At 41.5% G+C, this 18,821-nt stretch carries 21 protein-coding genes; 5 read left to right on the top strand and 16 right to left on the bottom strand.

The annotated features are described in order from the left end of the window. Positions 1 to 3 precede the first annotated feature (3 nt). The 8 genes from MHB83_RS13565 to MHB83_RS13530 form a co-directional block, all read right to left on the bottom strand. Entirely contained in the window at positions 4 to 912 is a 909-nt protein-coding gene (locus MHB83_RS13565) for a DMT family transporter (protein ID WP_050944906.1), read from the bottom strand. Between the two features lie 144 nt (positions 913 to 1,056). Then, positions 1,057 to 1,779 carry a lactate utilization protein C gene (locus MHB83_RS13560; RefSeq protein WP_342496398.1) on the bottom strand — a complete coding sequence of 241 codons (723 nt, stop codon included), beginning with the start codon at positions 1,777 to 1,779 and terminating at the stop codon, positions 1,057 to 1,059. Then, on the bottom strand, positions 1,779 to 3,200 hold the full coding sequence (locus MHB83_RS13555) for a LutB/LldF family L-lactate oxidation iron-sulfur protein (RefSeq protein ID WP_342496397.1): 1,422 nt from the start codon (positions 3,198 to 3,200) through the stop codon (positions 1,779 to 1,781). Before MHB83_RS13555 ends, MHB83_RS13560 begins: the two co-directional genes overlap by 1 nt. 21 nt (positions 3,201 to 3,221) lie before the next feature. After that, complete coding sequence (locus MHB83_RS13550; protein WP_003211416.1) at positions 3,222 to 3,938, bottom strand: (Fe-S)-binding protein; 717 nt, start codon at positions 3,936 to 3,938, stop codon at positions 3,222 to 3,224. 240 nt (positions 3,939 to 4,178) lie between these two features. Then, the gene (locus tag MHB83_RS13545; protein WP_342496396.1) at positions 4,179 to 5,774 is read right to left on the bottom strand and encodes a M48 family metallopeptidase; all 1,596 of its coding nucleotides are present in this window, start codon (positions 5,772 to 5,774) and stop codon (positions 4,179 to 4,181) included. A 261-nt stretch (positions 5,775 to 6,035) separates the two neighbouring features. Further along, a complete protein-coding gene (locus MHB83_RS13540; protein WP_342496395.1) occupies positions 6,036 to 6,887 on the bottom strand; it encodes an SDR family oxidoreductase in 852 nt (283 codons plus the stop codon). A gap of 102 nt (positions 6,888 to 6,989) precedes the next feature. Then, entirely contained in the window at positions 6,990 to 7,403 is a 414-nt protein-coding gene (locus MHB83_RS13535; RefSeq protein WP_342496394.1) for an Rrf2 family transcriptional regulator, read from the bottom strand. Between the two features lie 48 nt (positions 7,404 to 7,451). Then, complete coding sequence (locus MHB83_RS13530; protein WP_050944912.1) at positions 7,452 to 7,925, bottom strand: VOC family protein; 474 nt, start codon at positions 7,923 to 7,925, stop codon at positions 7,452 to 7,454. A gap of 160 nt (positions 7,926 to 8,085) precedes the next feature. Between MHB83_RS13530 and MHB83_RS13525 the strand changes: the two genes are divergently transcribed. Then, positions 8,086 to 8,529, top strand: coding sequence for a DUF2188 domain-containing protein (locus tag MHB83_RS13525; protein ID WP_268458593.1), 444 nt, complete (start codon positions 8,086 to 8,088; stop codon positions 8,527 to 8,529). Between the two features lie 23 nt (positions 8,530 to 8,552). Here MHB83_RS13525 and MHB83_RS13520 read toward each other — a convergent pair whose 3' ends face one another. Continuing rightward, entirely contained in the window at positions 8,553 to 9,401 is an 849-nt protein-coding gene (locus MHB83_RS13520; protein WP_342496393.1) for a Ku protein, read from the bottom strand. A gap of 116 nt (positions 9,402 to 9,517) precedes the next feature. On the opposite strand from MHB83_RS13520, the gene MHB83_RS13515 reads away from it, so the two are divergent. Further along, positions 9,518 to 11,383, top strand: a complete 1,866-nt coding sequence (locus MHB83_RS13515; RefSeq protein WP_342496392.1) for a DNA ligase D — start codon at positions 9,518 to 9,520, stop codon at positions 11,381 to 11,383. A 34-nt stretch (positions 11,384 to 11,417) separates the two neighbouring features. Next, positions 11,418 to 12,113: a YoaK family protein gene (locus MHB83_RS13510; protein WP_050944914.1), complete on the top strand. Its 696-nt coding sequence runs from the start codon at positions 11,418 to 11,420 to the stop codon at positions 12,111 to 12,113. A 41-nt stretch (positions 12,114 to 12,154) separates the two neighbouring features. Here the strand turns inward: MHB83_RS13510 and MHB83_RS13505 are convergent, their stop codons facing one another. The 3 genes from MHB83_RS13505 to MHB83_RS13495 form a co-directional block, all read right to left on the bottom strand. Next, positions 12,155 to 12,376: a hypothetical protein gene (locus MHB83_RS13505; RefSeq protein ID WP_008343948.1), complete on the bottom strand. Its 222-nt coding sequence runs from the start codon at positions 12,374 to 12,376 to the stop codon at positions 12,155 to 12,157. 458 nt (positions 12,377 to 12,834) lie between these two features. After that, entirely contained in the window at positions 12,835 to 13,947 is a 1,113-nt protein-coding gene (locus MHB83_RS13500) for a tetratricopeptide repeat protein (RefSeq protein WP_050944915.1), read from the bottom strand. A 255-nt stretch (positions 13,948 to 14,202) separates the two neighbouring features. Continuing rightward, positions 14,203 to 14,595, bottom strand: a complete 393-nt coding sequence (locus MHB83_RS13495) for a hypothetical protein (protein ID WP_233421740.1) — start codon at positions 14,593 to 14,595, stop codon at positions 14,203 to 14,205. On the opposite strand from MHB83_RS13495, the gene MHB83_RS13490 reads away from it, so the two are divergent. Further along, the gene (locus MHB83_RS13490) at positions 14,594 to 15,499 is read left to right on the top strand and encodes a DUF4573 domain-containing protein (RefSeq protein WP_342496844.1); all 906 of its coding nucleotides are present in this window, start codon (positions 14,594 to 14,596) and stop codon (positions 15,497 to 15,499) included. The genes MHB83_RS13495 and MHB83_RS13490 overlap by 2 nt on opposite strands. Here MHB83_RS13490 and MHB83_RS13485 read toward each other — a convergent pair. Next, positions 15,483 to 15,827 (bottom strand): S-Ena type endospore appendage, encoded by a 345-nt coding sequence (locus MHB83_RS13485; protein ID WP_034660755.1) that lies wholly within the window; start codon positions 15,825 to 15,827, stop codon positions 15,483 to 15,485. The two genes, MHB83_RS13490 and MHB83_RS13485, sit on opposite strands and share 17 nt — an antisense overlap. Before the next feature lie 74 nt (positions 15,828 to 15,901). Beyond that, complete coding sequence (locus MHB83_RS13480; protein WP_050944918.1) at positions 15,902 to 16,555, bottom strand: CotZ-related putative spore coat protein; 654 nt, start codon at positions 16,553 to 16,555, stop codon at positions 15,902 to 15,904. Positions 16,556 to 16,961: 406 nt separating this feature from the next. On the opposite strand from MHB83_RS13480, the gene MHB83_RS13475 reads away from it, so the two are divergent. Next, entirely contained in the window at positions 16,962 to 17,333 is a 372-nt protein-coding gene (locus MHB83_RS13475) for an iron chaperone (RefSeq protein WP_050944919.1), read from the top strand. Positions 17,334 to 17,385: 52 nt separating this feature from the next. On the opposite strand, the gene MHB83_RS13470 is transcribed toward MHB83_RS13475, so the two are convergent. Continuing rightward, entirely contained in the window at positions 17,386 to 17,967 is a 582-nt protein-coding gene (locus MHB83_RS13470; RefSeq protein ID WP_050944921.1) for an undecaprenyl-diphosphatase, read from the bottom strand. Positions 17,968 to 18,106: 139 nt separating this feature from the next. Beyond that, entirely contained in the window at positions 18,107 to 18,646 is a 540-nt protein-coding gene (locus MHB83_RS13465) for a GNAT family N-acetyltransferase (protein ID WP_050944923.1), read from the bottom strand. Positions 18,647 to 18,821 lie beyond the last annotated feature (175 nt).

Here is an 18,821-nt window from a genome sequence, read left to right as displayed (position 1 = left end):
AATTTAACCGGATTTTTTTTGTTTCATCACAATCCCTTGCCGCTGCTGCATCAAAAAGAAAAAGACGCCTAAAAGGACAAGAAAACCGCCACACATTTGGAGCAGCGTGACTTTCTCTCCAAGCAGCCATACAGCAAGAATCGTGGCTCCAACAGGTTCGCCAAGGATACTCATTGAAATGGTTGTGGCATTGACATAGGTTAAAAGCCAATTATTAATGACATGAGACATGGTGGGAATGATCGCAAGCAATAAAAAGATTCCCCACTCTTTACCCGGATAGCCTGTAAAAGGCGTTTGCTGAATCAAATTGAATAAAATTAAAAAAAGACCGGCAAAACCAAACACACAAAAACTATAAATCCAATGAGATATCTTTCTGACAGCCTGTTGACCTATTAATAAATAACAAACAACCGCGATCACACTTAAAAAGGATAAAATGTCTCCTAGGATGGCTTCCTGGCTATGACCTATGTCTCCCCACCCAATCATAAGTGCACCAACAATTGCGGCACACATCGTCAAGAGTGCAGGCAGCGTGGTTCGTTCACGGAAAAAGAGAAAGCCGCCTAATAAGGAGACCATCGGCTGAAGGGCGATGATAATAGTAGAGCTTGCCACAGTCGTCAGCTTCAATGAGCCAAACCACAACACAAAATGGAGTCCTAAAAAGAAGCCTGACATACATAAGAAAAACCAATCTCTTCGCTGAATCGAGAGAAATTCTTTTTTTCGTGGCAGAATAAACGGTAGCATAAAAATCGCGGCAAAGATCATTCGATACATGCTTAAAATAGCAGCAGGTGCATTTGACCATTTCACAATGATAGCAGAAAACGAAATGGCAATAATTGAAATCACAAGCGGTAGTGCAATTGATTTCTTTTGAGCAGTTGACTTCATGTCCATAAGCAGCTTCCTTTACATCAGCAGTAGATGAGAAGTTCATCTTGTATGTCGTCATCTTACTATGTCCAATCCGCTAGAGGCAAGATGATTTTAAAACTTATGTACGCTTTTTTTGCATGAAAAAAGGCTTTCTTCTCGAAAGCCCTATTCATCATCTATCAATAGATAAACCGCCCGAACTGGACCATGAACCCCTACTACTAAATTCATCTCGATATCCGCAGAGTTACTCGGACCTGATATAAAATGAATAGCACCTTTCGCCTGCTCTCCCTCCTCTACTGAGCGATTAAGAGCCGAAACAGCTTGAATCATCCGCGGAACCACCGTGCTTTTTTCGATACACACGATATACATCATCGGTAAAAAATGGAGCGCTCTTCCTTGGCCCTGATGGGATGAAAGGACGACTGTACCTGATTCTGCTAAGGTGTAATCACTGAATACAACCGAATACGCCGCTTGCTCTGCCAGCCTGATATTTTCTTCCCTTGAAGCCTCAGCATTCCAACTGGTGACTGCGAATCCTTCGTGCTGCAAGGTGTCAAACATCGGATAAAATCCATATTGTTCAAAACGATGATCGCCCGATGTCATCACAGAACCCTCTCCATACTCTGTCATCAATGATCGTAATACAGAGGACGCTTCCTCTGGTGTTGTTTCGACCACTCTTGTATGAATTCGTTGACATTGCACCTTCAATTGCTCGACTAGCTCTTCTTTAGACAAAAGTCCGTTTGTTTCCCACTGAACTTGATGCTTCCAAGCTGGACGCTGAATAGATGCAGACGAGGAGGAATCCTTCCCTAATTGCTTACGGATATGAGCTAAAAACGACTCTCGTTGAGAAATGGTTCCCTTCATCACTGCTCCTCCTTCTGTCTCTTTTTAAACCAATCCCTGAATCTTTCTTTACTAGGAGCTGGCAGGTCACGAATATCTGTCCAATTCTTTAAAGGACCTGTTCCTTTTGAAATCTGTCCGTTTGAAGCCATACGATTCATCAATACAGGAGCTGCTTTTGTTCCGAATTGATACATCCCGGGAGTCGAAGCGCCCATTCCGAACATTTTCATCGCCATCATTTCAGCTTTAGACGCTCTCCCCTCTTTTTCCACGATGACTTGACGATGTTTTATTAATAACTCGTGAAGCGGGATCTTTACTGGACAAGCATCTGTGCAGGCCGCGCAAAGGCTGGATGCAAAGGGGAGCTCTTGGTAGTCATCATAGCCGCCAAGAAGCGGCGATAAAACAGCACCAATTGGCCCCGGATAAATCGATCCGTATGAATGTCCGCCCACATGCCGGTAAACTGGGCACACATTGATGCAGGCTGCGCACCTGATACATTGGAGAACAGGCTGAAAGGCAGTACCTAATATATTGGACCGCCCATTGTCCACAATGACCAAGTGAAATTCTTCTGGTCCATCCACTTCTTCTTCTCCTTTTGGTCCAACGACAGAAATGTAACTCGTTAATTTCTGACCGACTGCACTTCTGCACAAAAGACCAACGAGGACATCCAGCTCCTCCATCGTTGGAACAATCCGTTCCATGCCCATAACGGCGATATGTGTCTTCGGGATAGCCGTGACAAGATCCGCATTCCCTTCATTTGTCACAAGGCAAATGGAACCTGTATTGGCGACAGCAAAATTACAGCCGGTGACACCAATATCTGCTTCGAGGAACTTTTCACGTAAGATGGCTCTCACAAAACTCGTCATATCTTCAGGTGTCTCTGACATCTCATATCCGAGCTTTTCGTAAAAGACTTCTCGTATTTGTTCTTTCGTCATATGAAGAGCAGGTGCCACAATATGTGAAGGAGGTTCATGATCATCTACTTGCAGAATATACTCGCCAAGATCGCTTTCCACCACCTCACAGCCGATCTCTTCAAGGGCTTGATTCATTTCAATTTCTTCTGTGACCATTGATTTTGATTTAACGATCTTTTGGGCCGCCTTTTTCTGTGCCACATGTTGAATATACGCCGATGCCTCTTCCTTTGTTTTTGCAAAAAAGACATGTCCCCCGCGTGCACTAACACTTTCACTTAATTGGTATAAGTAGTCATCAAGATGCGTCAGCGTATGCTGGCGGATTTCCTCGCCAAGCTCACGCCACTTTTCCCAGTTGCCAAGCTCTTCGCTCGCAGCTAGCCGCCTTTCATACAGGCGTTCCTGTGCTGAGGAAACAGCAACTCTCATGACTTTATCTTCTAACCCTTCCCCGATTCGTTCTTTAAAGGCCTTCTCTCCAATTTTCATACTCATGTGCCGTTCCCCCTCTTAAAGTCAGCGGCTATTTAATACCTCTGCGATATGCATCACTTGAATGGGCTTATCAAGACGATTCAGCCTCCCGCCAATATTCAGCAGGCAGCCGCAGTCAGCACCAATGATGTATTCAGCGTGTGTCTCCTCTATGCTTTGGACTTTCTCATCGACCATTTGCTCAGAAATAGGAGTCATTTTTACTGAAAAGGTTCCTCCAAATCCGCAGCAATTTTCGGCGCGCGGCAATGGTGTCATCGTCAAATCTTTGACATTTGACAACAGTGTGAAAGGGGCTTCCTTAATTCGCAGCAGTCTCGTCATATGACAGGATGTGTGATAGGTTGCGTTTCCTTTCAGGCTCGCTCCGACATCTGTGACATGTAATATATCAACAATAAACTCGGTTAATTCATATGTTTTCTCAGCAAGTGCCTTAGCTTTTGCTGACCACACTGGGTCTTCTTTTAAAAGATGAGGATATTCTAAAAACATCGCCTTACAAGAACCTGACGGCGTCACGACATATTCAGCTGATTCAAAGGCTTTGATCATGTTTTTTGCTGCTTTAATGGTTTCTTTTGTATAGCCGCTGTTAAAGGCTGGCTGCCCGCAGCACACTTGTGCCTCTGGAAATTCCACTTCTACACCGAGCCTTTCTAATACTTCCACTGTGGCCTTTCCTACATTTGGCTGCATGGTGTCAATTAAACAAGTAACGAATAAATGGACTTTCATCGGCGAACTTCCCTTCTTTGCTGCAATTTGATTCATCAATTTGGTCATCTGATGACGAAATAACAGGCCTTATTTTCATTTTAATCCCAAATTTCTGAAATTTCAACGAGGTGATTTGTCTAAATTTGGACATATGGCTCGTGTAGCTTGAATGAAAAAAACGCCCTTTTGATAGGACGTTTGAGAAAATTTATTTTGTAATCATTTCACGAATTTTTTCGTTAATAGGAGTGAGATGGCCTAATTTTTCTTTATGTTCTCAATTCTTTTTTCGAAAGAGGGATGACTTTCACGCCATTCAGACTTTTTTCCATAATCTCCATCTTCTTCTTCAATAAGGCTGCTTAATTTAATCAAAGTATTGAGATACAGTGTTTTATTCCCAAGGTGGAAAACAGCAAAGTTATCAGCCTGAATCTCAAATAACCGGCTGATTTTCTTTGGCAGCCATTCCGTAATGAAGATCATGAGAATTACTCCTACTGGGAAAATAAGAACATATTGCCACCATCCGTTGGCAAGCATAACATGTCTGGCATAATACATACTGATGCCCATAAATAATGTTACGATCAAAGTTAGAAACATGGTATAATGCGCATGTTTTAACTTCGCATGCCCCATTTCATGGTATAAGATGGCACGAATTTCATCTTTTTCAAACTTATCTAACAACCCTTCTGTCACATACACATCAACTCTTCTTTTAAATGGAAGTTTAAATGAATATATCCAGGCATTCACATCCTGTTTTGAGTCTTTTTTCACCCAAATATTCACCTTTTGGTTTGTCTTATACTCAATATCCTTGCGAATATACATGAATGCTTCTGTATTCAAAACTTCATATTTGTTTATTATTTTTTGTATGATTGAGTAACCAAAAATAAATAATATGATTAGGGCGAAGTACCAGCCACAAAAAAGAAAAAGGTTATCCATGATCTTCGCTTGAAATGACAAAGGAAGTAATAAATAAGATCCGAAATATAACAAGGATAATGTGGCAGCACCAAACAAAACGACTTGCTCCCTAACATTCATTAAAAACGAATTTCCTGACGCACCTTCATTCTCTTCTAAACCTTCAGGCGTATCTTTTGTAGTATACTCAAATGAATAAGCTGTCAATAAGACTGACAGGAAACTAGGTACAAGTATAGAGAGAATGATGCTTAATACATAAGAGCCTGTTATTGATAGCGCATATCCCATTAAGAAAAAATAATTTAATCCCAAGGGAAGAAAAATGGCTAGAACAAAGGGAATAAATAATGTGAATAGGTTTTTCATAGATTCATGAAGATTAAAAAATAAAAATAACATAGCTGGAAAAAGAATTCCTATTAAGGTAATTAATATAATATATGTGGTATTATGCTTAAAACCTGTTTTGACCTTAGTAGTTTCTGTTAGATTCGTTAGATTGTATTTAGAGAAAAAAGGATTTTGCGATACCTGTTCCATCTTAATTTTATCATCATGAATAAGTACAAAACCTCTTCTTAGAAAAACCATTGCTTTTTCTTTCATTAATTTGTTAGTTTCAATCGCGCTAACTCTATTCCTAGATGAAATCTCCGTGAAATTTACTTGCTTTCCCCCCAATTGAAAGGCTGCTTCTGAACGATCTTTGGAGTCATCATCTTGATAGGTTAATAAAAAATCACCCTGATAAAGAGAATGGGAGATTAATACTTTTGGATTGTTATCTTTGTTCGAATCAAGTAGAACAAAAGGAGAAACAACTGCTGAACGGATACCAACTTCAATCAAAATGACTATTATTGTTATAATGCTTGCAATAAGATAAGAAAGGGAGGCTTTTCGTAACATTTCGTCACATCCTGCTTATGTAGATTTTAAAAGGTTTCATATGTTAAGAAAGAGTAATAACCATTATATACGTCCATTATTCAGAAGAACTAATTGAAAATCTAACCTTTATTATTAGCTTCCCTATGCTAGATTAAGCAGGAAGAATAAACAAATAATAAGCCTAAATTCCATTTTAGTCCCAACTTCCTGCAATTTCAATGAAGTGCTCGTGTAGCTTGAATGAAAAAAACGCCCTTTTGATAGGACGTTTGAGAAAATTTATTTTGTAATCATTTCACGAATTTTTTCGTCGATAGGTGTTAACGGCCGTCCTAATAAGGTTTCGAAATCATGGCTTTCAACGGCTAAGGCACCATCGCGAATTCCGCTTTGAATGGCTTTGACAAATGGCACAGCTTCTTTTGGTACACCATTAGAAGCTAAAAATTCCCCAAATGTGTCGACATCCATTTGCTCCACTTTGATCTCTTTTCCGCTCACCTCACTGACAATGTGAGCAAGTTCAGTGTGTGTCCGAAGAGGGCCTGACAGTTCATATATCTCCTTGTCATGTTTAGAAAGTGTTAACGCATTTGCCGCCGCTTCTGCGTAGTCATTTCTTGTTGCCCAGCCAACCTTGCCATCACCAATTGGACTTAAAAATGGTGCGCCGCTAACGGCTGCTAGTATCGTATTTTTTTCATTTTCTACATACCAGTTGTTTCTTAGAAACACATGAGGAATGCCAGAGGCCACAATGGCTTCTTCAGTTTTTGCGTGGTCGTGTGCAAGGACAAGCTGACTCTCTCTTGCATTCACAACGCTTGTATAAGCAATAAAGGATACACTGGCTGCTTTGGCCGCTTGGATGGCAGCCGTATGCTGCTGCACGCGGTCACCATCCGCAGTTGAAATGATCAAAAGGCGGTCAATGCCTTGAAAGGCTGCCTTAAGGGTGTCTGGCTGAGTAAAGTCTCCGCGGCGTACATCCACCCCGGCTTCCTTTAAATGTGCTGCTTTTTGCGGATCTCGAACACTCACCGCAATTTGTTCAGCTGGTACCTTTTTAAGTAAATGCTGGACGACGAGCGATCCAAGCTGTCCTGTTGCGCCTGTTACTAATAACTTCATAATGTTTGACCTCCTCATTTTGTGATTCACGGTGATGTGCATACGTTATAATCAAAATGGTTACAACAAAAGTGTAAAAAAAGCTCCAATGTATGAGCTTTTTTATTCCGCCTCTGTCAATAATTGCTGAATTGTCACTTGCTTTAGGTGATTCTCAAGTGCAGCTTGTGCTTCTTTTAGTTCATGCCGCAGTCTTGTATCCATCGCTTGACCAATCGGACATGCGATGACTGGCTGATGGAAGTTAAACAATTCTTCATCCTCGCTTACATCGACAGCACGGTACACATCTAACAGCGTGATTTCCTCTGCCGGCCTTTTTAAGTAAGCACCACCTACTCCGCGGCGTATCTCAATAAGATCCGCCCGTTTGAGCATTGCCATCATTTTTCGAACAATGGCTGGATTTGAATTCACACTTTCTGCAATAAAATTCCCTGTACACTCTTTTGGAACACCTGCAATAAATGACAAAATATGAACAGCAATCGGATACCTGTTGCTAATTTGTTTCACAATCTTTCACCACCGTTGTAATCAATATAGTTACAACGAGTGATTTTGTCAATCAATAAACGGATTTTTCTTTCGATCCCAGTCCTCATATGTCATGATATCGTGGTCTTCTTCTGTATCAAGCTCAAGCGGGGCAATGCATTCAAGCAGATTTCCATCTGGGTCAAGAAAATAGATCGCTGCATGAAATTGCGGCGGATTATCGAGAACTAAAGGCTGCTTCTCTTCTGAAAAGCCAAACATTGGGTGAATGCTGATGCCTTTTTCAACCAGCCAAGCCTTGATTTGTTCGATACTAGAGGTTGTAATTTGAAAAGCAACGTGCCGTGTCGAGGGATGATATGGGAAGTCATTGATATCTACTTTCCACAAGCCAAGCCAGCTCTTCCCTTTCTCAATCCATAAAAAAGCAACTCGTTCATTTGCGTGAGCAAGTGTCAATTCCAATTTTTCATAAAACGCAATAGATTTCTTTAAGTCACTCACAGGTAAATGGGCTTCATACAAACCTTTTATCATCATCAAAATCACTCCTTTTCTACCTTCTATTCTGCGGGAATTGATGAGATTCTGCCTCAGCAAAACGATGTATTTTATCCCCTTCATTGGTTTGAGAAGAATGATATGTTTGATCGATTACATATGGGGGAAGTTGTTCAAATAAAAGAAAGGAGCGCTTTATATGCCTTGGACGATGAAAGATTATCCTGCTTCATTTAAATCATTAGACAACGTCATTCGAAAAAAAGCGCTTGAGATTGCGAACAAAATGATGCAGGAAGGCTATGACGAAAGTAGAGCCATCCCAATTGCAATCAGTCAAGCGAAAGAATGGAAAAAGAACGCAACGGAGAAAGAGATCGAGAATGTCTCAGCTCATGGTTCTGTCACGCCATCTAAAGACAGCAGCTCCGCAAGACCAGAGCTTATGGATCATGCGCAGCATGTCGTCAAACACGAAGAAGGCTGGGCGGTTCAAACAGAGAAAGCAAAACGAGCAAGTGAGGTCAAAGAAACGAAACAAGAAGCCATCGACCGGGCAAGTGAGATTGCATCTAATAAAGGGACTTCTGTTGTTATCCATAGAAAAGATGGGAGCATTCAGGATGTGTTAAAACCGCAGTAAGACCGCTCAAAAGCGGTCTTATTTTATGCATTCTTTTCTTTTTTCGCTGGTGCTTTTCTTTTTTTAGGTGCTGCCTTTTTCGCTTTGGCTGGTTTTGATCGGTCGATTGAAGCCTGTAGAGCTGCCATTAAATCGGTCACATTGGATGCAGGATCTTTTTTGTCTGTCGTTTCTGGCTGAACTGTATGTTCTCCAGATATTTTATCTCCAATTAAATTCATCAGCTGTTCTCTGTATTCATCCTGATAGGCAGCTGGATCGAAAGTTGTGGTTAATTGCTCGATTAAAAGAAGCGCTGTATCTAACTCCTTTTTTACAATGTTTTCTTCTTGGGGGATATTCGGTACATCTGATACCTGTCTAATTTCATCAGGGAAATGAATGGTTTCCATCAGTAAAATATGTTCATAGCATCTAACGATTGCTAATTGCTCCTTTGAGCGGATCATAATCTTTGCGACACCAATTTTCCCCGATTCCTCTAAAGCTTTTCTTAATAATGAATAAGCCTTCGCTCCGCCGGTATCTGGTGATAAAAAGTAACTTCTTTCATAATAGATTGGATCAATCTCTTCTATCTTCACAAAATCAATGATTTCAACGGCTTTTTCTTCATTTTCTTTTCGCAGTTTTTCAAGCTCTTCCTCGTCCAATTCAATAAATTTATTTTTCGCATATTCATACGCCTTCACAATTTGTTCTGGCGCTACCTCTTCACCGCAATTGGCACATACTTTCTTGTAGTTAATGGGCGTGTGACACTCTTTATGCAGCTGCCTTAATTTAATGTCTTTGTTCTCTGTAGCGGTAAACAGCTTCACTGGAATATTGACTAGTCCAAAGCTAATGCCACCTTTCCAAACTGTATGCATCGCGTCGCCTCCGTTCTTTTCTCCTTACTATGCAATGTTTTCGTTAGACTTATGTATGTAAATGAAAATTTCATCCCACTCTAAGAACACATTATACGAGGAAGTGACATGCACAAATGAAACCTATGCGATTAACGGCTGCACATGAGGTTCCTACGGGTGCAGACTGGGTGTATGAATTAAAATATGACGGCTTTCGAGCCATTCTGACGTGGGATCAAAACGAGATTCATTTAGAAAGCAGAGCCGGAAAACGATTAAATGAACAGTTTCCTGAGGTGATTGAACAGTGCGAACAATTAAGGGATCAGTTTGCTCTTTTTTTACCTCTGACGTTTGACGGGGAATTGGTCTTTTTACTGGATGAACAGCAAAGCGATTTTGCGAGGGTTCAGCAAAGAGGCAGGCTGAAAAACAAAGAGGCGATTAAGCAACAGGCTGAGCGGTTTCCATGTCATTTGATCGCATTTGATCTATTAAGATGCAAAGGGCAATCTCTAATTGATTTACCGTTGATAGAAAGGAAAAAACAGTTACAGCAAGTTTTCCAAGCAGCAAAACTTCCGCCATCTGTACAGCTTGAGCACCCTTCCCTTCTTCAACTCATTCATACAGACACAAATCCTGAAAATATGAAAAAGCTGATGACGACGTATTTAGCAGAAGGACTCGTTGCGAAAAAAGGGACGAGTAAATGGCACGACAATACCCGGTCAAAAGAATGGTTGAAAGTCAAAAACTGGCGATATGTCTCTGTCATAGTGACTCATTTTGATAAAGAAAATAGCTACTTTCAAGGCTGTATTTATCAAGATCATCAACTCACCGAGGTTGTCCAATTCAAGCATGGATTTTCTAAAGAAGAAGAACAAACGCTTCGTACGCTCTTTCAAACAAAAGGCAAGCAGGCAGGGGCATCAGGATATGAAATCCCACCTTCTATCGTCGCGAGCATTGCTTGTATCTCCTTTGATGGATCCGCCTTAAGAGAGCCGCGTTTTTCTTCCTTTTTACTAGATACTGATCCAGCGACGTGTACGTTTCAGCAAATGCTCAAACAGCTATATCCGCTCCCTGCTGTGATTGACATCACTCATCCCGAAAAACCGATTGTGCCAGCTCTTCATCTGAACAAGGCAGATTACTTACTTTATTTAAGACAAGCCGCTCCCTATCTCTTGCCCTTTTTACGTGAAAGACGGCTGACTTTAATTCGGTTTCCTCATGGTGCCGGGGATGAATTCTTTTATCAAAAGTCGACACCTGATTATGCGCCAGATTATGTGTTGACCGATCAAGCTGATGATATTTCATACACGGTCTGTAATGACCCTCAGACGCTTCTTTGGCTTGGCAACCAGCTTGCAATGGAATTTCATATTCCTTTTGAAACAAGGGATACGAACCGGCCGATCGAAATCGTCTTTGATTTAGACCCGCCGTCTGTTAACGAGTTTCATCTAGCCATAGAAGCTGCCAAGCGAATCAAAACGCTTTTAGACGGTCTCTTTCTCACAGCCTTTATTAAAACAAGCGGTGGTAAAGGACTTCAAGTTTATATTCCATTAAAGAAAAATGCCTTCACATATGAAGAAACGAGGACATTTACCGCGTTTATATGCCAATTTTTATGTGAACAAGCCCCTGAGCTATTTACTTTGGAACGTCTTAAGAAAAAACGCGGCAAGCGCTTGTATTTAGACTATATTCAGCACGATGCTGGAAAAACAATCATTGCGCCCTATTCACCAAGAGGAAATGAGCTTGGACTTGTAGCGACACCGCTTGAATGGGACGAACTCCATCAAGATGGACTTCATCCTTCTTTGTTTACCATGCCAGCTGTGATAGAGCGTCTAAAGGAAAAAGGCGATCCATTCCGACGCATGAGGCACCTTGCAAATGATGACACTTTCAGACAAGTTTTGCACCGGCTTGAGGACATTATCCCGGCACATAAGATGGACATACGCGGTCATTAAGCGTTACACTTACTCATTAGAGAGTAAGAAAGGGATGACCATTTTGACCGCACATTCATTTCGAAATATAGCACTTATTTTCTTGTGCCTTGCAGCAGGTATTGTGGATGTGATTGGCTATTTGAGCTTAGGGCATGTATTTACAGCCAATATGACAGGTAATATTGTGCTACTTGGCATTGCAGCAGGAAGCTCCTTGCAGCTTACGGCCCTTCATTCCATCACCGCACTGAGTGGATTTGTATTAGGGATTTTACTTGCTGTTGTGATAGGCGGAAAGCATGAGAAAACATTTTGGCCAAAAGCCGTTACACGTATCTTTATCATAGAAGTCCTGATACTGCTTCTATTTGCTCTCATGACCATTTTCCCTTATACACAAGGTGCTTATTTTATGCTCATTATCCTTTTAAGCATGGCCATGGGCCTGCAGACAGCGGCCGCCCGCAAATTAAATGTGGCTGGCATTTCCACAACGGTTCTAACGAATACACTCGCCAACCTATTTGAGGATTTGGCTCAGCGCATTTCACATCGGGAAAAAAGAACAGCTCCCATTCAGCATGTCAGTTTCATGCGAATAGGCTCTATTGTCTTTTACTGCCTAGGTGCTGCATTAGCGGCATACACAGATGCATTTGATCCGTTTATCATCATTTGGCTGCCTATCTCTATCCTAGGGGTCATTGTGATCACTGCTGCATTCAAGCACTTTCATCAATTGAAATAGCCAATCGAAAGATGGCTATTTCAATCTCTGTAATGAAACCACTAATAACTTCTTACATAAAAACCAGGAGGACGCCCCATAATGAACGTGGAGCCATATGGAGAATATCCAGAAAATGTCCCGAATCCACCATATCCAGGATAACCTCCTAAACCAGAGAACACGCCAGGGCTCACATAATACCCGCCAAAGCCAATATGTGGCCCCACTGCTCCTCCGCTAAAACCGCCTCCGTGAAATCCTCCATACACCCGTGGGTCCATACAATCACCTACCTTCTAGATACACTTCATCTCATCATATGCATGACAAATGGAGCGGTGTTCCCGCTTTTTCTTTTACTTCTATGTACAATAGATCAATTTGAGAAAATTTGAATGAAAAGTCCTGCAAAAAATTAAATTAAGCAAAGAAAGGTGACCTTTTTAACTTGTTGCTCTGCCCTATGTTTATTTAGAATAATGAGGCAGGTAACAAATTTGCACACCCCCTTTGTTGCGAATTCTTCTTATTAAACGTTCTTGTAGCGTTTAATAAGAAGAGCCTATTAAAAGTCAAAAAACCCTTGCTGACGATAATCAACAAGGGCAAGAGATAAATGGTGGATTAACCACCAATGATTTTTTCTGCTACTTCGAAAGAACCCGCAACGTTTTGAGTCAGAACTGACGCAGCGATCGCTAAACCTACAACGAATAATACTTTTAAACCTGTTTTCATCTTAAATCAACCCCATTCTTTTCATATGTAAATCCGCTTCTAAACTTTTGTTCAAATAAAAAACAGACTGCTCATAAAGTGCTTGCTTTTCACAATACTTAGCCGCAAAATGTGAAAGCTCTTTTACTTCATGATATTCATTCTTCTCTTCTAACTTTCTTAATTTCTCATCAATTTGTTGAAATCTTTGTGGTGCATTCGTTAAGTAAAGGTCATGGACGATGCCTATTTTCAGCTGAAACACTTCATGAGAAGCATCTTTTATTCTCGCATACGCAGCCTCTATATAGTGGCTTGCACGCTGCTTTTCACCAATCACACAGAGTTCCCGGCTCATCAGATACGTAGAATGGAAAAAGAAATCCGACTCGTAATATTCTTGATGGGACAATGCTTTTTCAAGATGACGTATTGATTCTTTCGGTTTATTCCAAAATGAATATAAAATGGCCACATTGTGATGAAGCTGAGCCAGCATAAAATCATCCTGCTCGCTTGTCAAAACCTCTTCCGCCAAACGATAATTTTCAAGCGCCTCTTCATACCGGCCGATCTCTGTTTGATTCGCCGCTATGAGGGAATATGAAAGTGCCGTTCTTCTTTCATAATGCTTGTGCCGTTTATAAACGTGAAGGGCTCTCCTGATATAGCTTAGTGAGAGCATGATATGACTAAGCCGGTAGTAAAGCCAGGCCACCTTAAAATCAAAATCAGCACGTTCGATCTCACTTGGAATTTTATCTAAGAGCTTTTCAGCACTTTGATACATTTGCAATGCAACCTCGTAATTCCCTTGATGCTGCTCATACACACCCTCATAAAAATCAAAATAGTAGGCAAGGCGGTTAGATAAGTCATCCTCTTTTTTCCCGTGGAGACCTTCCATACTTTTCGTTGAAACACTGCCCTTTTGACCTCTTAAATTGTACATGAGAATGTGATGCCTCTTCTCAAGAAGAGAATAGTACATAAGGATGTCCGCATCATCAATTTCCTCTACTGCTTGTTTCGCTTTAGCAAATAGCCGTTCTGCCTCATCTGCATGATCTTTTTTAATTTCCATGTTCCAGTCATTTAATAATGATGCCAATTCCGCAACAGGAATCTTGCTCATTCTACACCCCCAATCACCTTCAGCTGCATCACATGATTTCACTAAATATGGAACTTCTATTAGCAATTGCTAATTAGTCCATTCGAGATCATTTTAATATGAATCACTTAAATCTTCAATAACCGTTTCCTTTGAAAAAGCTTTTCTTTTTTCTAACCAATGATGTTTGCGTAAAAATTCCGTCTTTTTTCGGTTTTAAAATAAACAATCATCTCGGATGAAATGAAAAAAGCCCTTTTTGGGGGCTTTTTGTACTTATTCCAATCGTATGATGGTAAGTGCCGCTCCAACAGAACCTCCCCCAAGTAACACCACTGTTGCGACTAAACCGAAAATTTGGAGAGAAATTTGGTTACCTGCTGCAAGTGTTGTAATGAGTGATACGTTGTAGGTAGATGCCGATAAAGCGGGTGTTAATATAGAACCAGGAATGGCAGATCCGCTGTTAACCAGCCTTGTTCCAGCAAGCAGCGCTGCATTTGTGTTCACTTGATAAGTGATGAAATAGCGACCCGAGACTGGCACTGTAAAAATCGTATTTCCACCACTTGCCGTAAAACCATCTAAACTCTGATTATTAGGCAAAGAAACCGCTGTCCCGCCTAGGACAACAAGCACTGTACTTCCCGACGTATTAGACGCGTACATTGAGTTAGCGGTTACAATTGTACCGGTTGGACCTGTTGCTCCTGTTACTCCGGTTAATCCTGTTGATCCGGTTGGACCAGTTACTCCCGTTGTTCCGGTTGGACCAGTTGAACCCGTTGCTCCCGTCGGGCCAGTTACTCCCGTTGAACCCGTCGATCCGGTCAGGCCAGTTACTCCCGTTGGGCCTGTTGATCCGGTTAAACCTGTTAATCCGGTTGGGCCGGTTGAACCCGTTGCTCCCGTCGGGCCAGTTACTCCCGTTGAACCCGTTGCTCCCGTCGGGCCAGTTACTCCCGTTGAACCCGTCGATCCGGTCAGGCCAGTTACTCCCGTTGGGCCTGTTGATCCGGTTAAACCTGTTAATCCGGTTGGGCCGGTTGAACCCGTTGCTCCCGTCGGGCCAGTTACTCCCGTTGAACCCGTTGCTCCCGTCGGGCCAGTTACTCCCGTTGAACCCGTCGATCCGGTCAGGCCAGTTACTCCCGTTGGGCCTGTTGATCCGGTTAAACCTGTTAATCCGGTTGGGCCGGTTGAACCCGTTGCTCCCGTCGGGCCAGTTACTCCCGTTGGGCCTGTTGATCCCGTTGAACCTGTTGTTCCGGTTGGACCAGTTGATCCGGTTAATCCTGTTGATCCGGTTGAACCCGTTGATCCTGTTGGGCCCGTTGATCCTGTTGGACCTGTTACTCCCGTTGAACCTGTTGATCCTGTTGGGCCAGTTACTCCGGTTAATCCTGTTGATCCGGTTGAACCCGTCGATCCGGTCGGGCCAGTTGATCCGGTTGGGCCAGTTACTCCTGTTGGACCCGTTATTCCTCCACACATATTAAGCTGGGCACACATGCCTCTCACTTCTTTCAAACTGTGGAATCTTCAAGACATACACACTAATACTGATAATTGAGAGAAAAAGAAACGACAATACTTCCAGTCGAGGTCCCACCCGTAGCTACAATCCCAATGGAGTTAAGATCACTTAGCGTAATGGATCGACTCTCTCCTGGAGGTACAGTGAAATCTGGAACAGCCGCACCGTTGACCTCTAATGTCACAGTTGGAGCTACAGCCACGATTCCGTTGTTTTCCACCATAATGGTCCCGTTTATGACAAATGGTGTTCCATCCGTCCAGACGACTACTGGATCCGCTGCTGCTGCTAAATCGACTGTGAAGCATACCGCATCATTCACAAAGCCTGTTTGCTCATTACTACACCCGCCTAAAATAGCCATTTTAACCCTCCTTCAACCTATTCTTGATAGACTATGATCTAGTGATCTACGAAGATTGTGCGCTTATCCCAGACTCAAAGCCTTATTTTTTTCCTTTGTACCATGTTCAATCGAATGTCTAAACATGCTTGCACCTTTTCAGTGGTTTGATGATTGAAAATCAACATCATATCTTTTACAGTAATCGATCGACTTTCTCCTTTTTGAACACATATATCGTGACATGATTTTTTCGTTTGAATCGTGATAGAAACCGGCACATCTTGATCATCATGATGATGCAAAATCACTGTTGCTGCATTTGGTAATTTTGTTCCATTTCGCCAGATTTCAACCGAACTGGGCGATGTTGAAAAACCAAGAAGGAGGTGGTGAGGTTCTATGTTCTTTAAAATGATCGCATCATAGACTGGTTGTTCTGCTTCAATCATTCCGCATAAAAAAGAAAGATCAACAAGGATCTTTGAACTGGATCGATATAAAACTTTCTGACAGCACGCCGATCGCATGCAGCATGGAACAAGAAGCTCTAACACCACACAATTTTGTTCTTCATTGATGGAAATCAAGGAAAAATAGCAAGTCTTAAACACACTTTTTTCAAAGAACACCCATGAGTAGAAAGGTTCTCCATCTTCCATGAGTAGCAAAAAAGAAGGACTCATTGAACGCTTGTGAGTAAAGCTTTCATTTTTTGTTTGATTGTTTATCTCTTTCAATTTACTCATCAACAGGTTTGTCACTTTCCATCAGCCCAATTCAATGCTGTATACAATCCATATGGTCTTTTATCATATGTGTCTTTGACTATTTTGTGCGATTCGCCTATAGATCAGTAAACTAATTATCAGCACAGCTTTTCATTTATCCAGTTTCTTTATATAATATGATCAATAACTTCCGCGCCTCAGTAGCTCTAGAAGGGAAGAGCGCCGTAAAACAAATTGTAGCTAGCGGGTCGCAAGGCAAGGGTTTCAGAAGCACCGAAAAGCACATGAGCTGAGACAGGCGAAACTCCTGTCGGTGAAATTCCGTAGGGAAGCGTGTTGCCCCTAGCCTATGCTTACGAAAGGAGTGCGGGTTCGAATCCCGTCTGAGGCTTATGAGGTCGATGGAATGGGAGGATAAAACATCATGCATGTGTTTAAAGAATATGTAAGCAACATCGGTAATCCAGAGCTGAAGCAGCGCACGCAAGACATTTTACAATGGATATTAGACACATTCCCTCAACTAGAACCAAAAATTGCTTGGAATCAGCCCATGTTCACAGACCATGGCACATTTATTATTGGGTTTAGCGTGGCAAAACATCACATTTCTGTCGCACCAGAAGGAAAAGGAATCGATCACTTTTCAGCTGACATTGTACAAGCGGGTTACGATCATGGAAAAAAGATGTTTCGCATGAAGGAAAGCTTACCAGTTGATTATCCTCTCCTAAAGAAAATCATCGAATTTAATATTGAAGACAAAGCGGATTGTACAACGTTTTGGCGAAAATAAAAAGTACCCCGATCTGAGCCATTATCAGATCGGGGCATTTTGCTGCAACATGTTATTTTGTTCTCTTCCTTACAACGTTCTGCTCAAGCCACTCATAACATGACAAGATGGCATTCACGCTCCTTTGACATATCGGCAAATAGACAACTGCAACCGCTATTAAACACGCTATAACAGCCCCTGCTAAGACATCAAAAGGATAATGGACACCTACCCATATCCTAGAAAAACCAACGGCGCACGCTATGATCAGCCAATAAACATGGCGTTTGTGAAAAAGCCAAAAGATCAGACATACAGAAAAAATAAAGATGGTATGATCACTCGGAAAAGAGTTATTCACTTCCTTTTGAATCAAAAGATTGACATGACTCATTTCGGCAAAGGGCTGCTGGTTGGAATAAAAAAATCCTGCAATTTTCCCAATTAACTCTGCCAATATGAAAGTAAGTCCAGCAGATACCACCATCCCCCTATTGGTTTCACTTCGATTTTGAAACCATATGAACAGACACGTGAGCGCTGCTAACAGCACAGTATATTCAGCTAGTCCAATGAATATCGGATTCAAATAACCATGATCGATACTGAGCTGATTCACCCACCTAAATAAATCTTCATTATATCGCTGCATCTCATTTCATTCCTTTTTCCTCGATTTATGATAAGGATAATTGAAATAAGATGACTCTTCCATCGATTGAACGAACAAACCATGGAACCATATGACATGTTTGTCACTTTGCTGTCACTGACATCATTTACTTACTGCTCTATAGAGAGTGATGCTGCCATTCCTTTTTTAGTAAAGCATATTGGTACGTGTTTTCATATTTAGGGGTGCCATCCTCATATGTAGTAAATGAAATAAACTCAAGAAAAAGGCCTTCTCTCCGCATGCCTAATCGCTCACATAATGCCTGCGAACGGACATTATCATCTTCTACATAGGCATAAAGCCGCCTTGCTGCCTTTTCTACAAATAAATAGGACAAAAGCGCCACAGCGCTCTCTCGTGCATATCCCTTTCCTTCATATGCTTCATTGATATTCCAGCCGATTGAATACGTATCAGGATCCTCTTTTAAATGAAACAACTCACCGATAATCTGCCCACTTTCTTTTAAACAAACCGCTACATATGAATGGTCTTCTTTTCTCTTTTTCACTATAGCCAAAGCTTCTTCTAATGAAGAAATTCGATCAGCGAGGAAACAATTTACTCTTGGATTAGACAAGTACTCAAGCATCCCTGCTGCATCTTCATCGCAAAACGGTCTAAGCATTAAACGATTCGTTTCTAATTGATTCATAAATGACTCCTCACTGTTCTTGCTTTATTTCGTGTTTTCTAGTCTCTTCATATTTTAGATGACATGCACCAGCTTTGACAATCAAGTTATTCTGAAGTGTCTTCAAATAAACGAAACTCATAAAAAGCATTTTGCTATTAAATCATTTGGTCAAAACTGATAAAATAGAACTTAT

It is taken from the genome of Bacillus sp. FSL K6-3149 (assembly GCF_038630515.1).
Classification (GTDB): Bacteria; Bacillota; Bacilli; order Bacillales; family Bacillaceae; genus Bacillus; species Bacillus pumilus.
The sequence above is the reverse complement of the archived record's forward strand: the minus strand, read 5'-3'. Positions and strand labels throughout refer to the sequence as shown.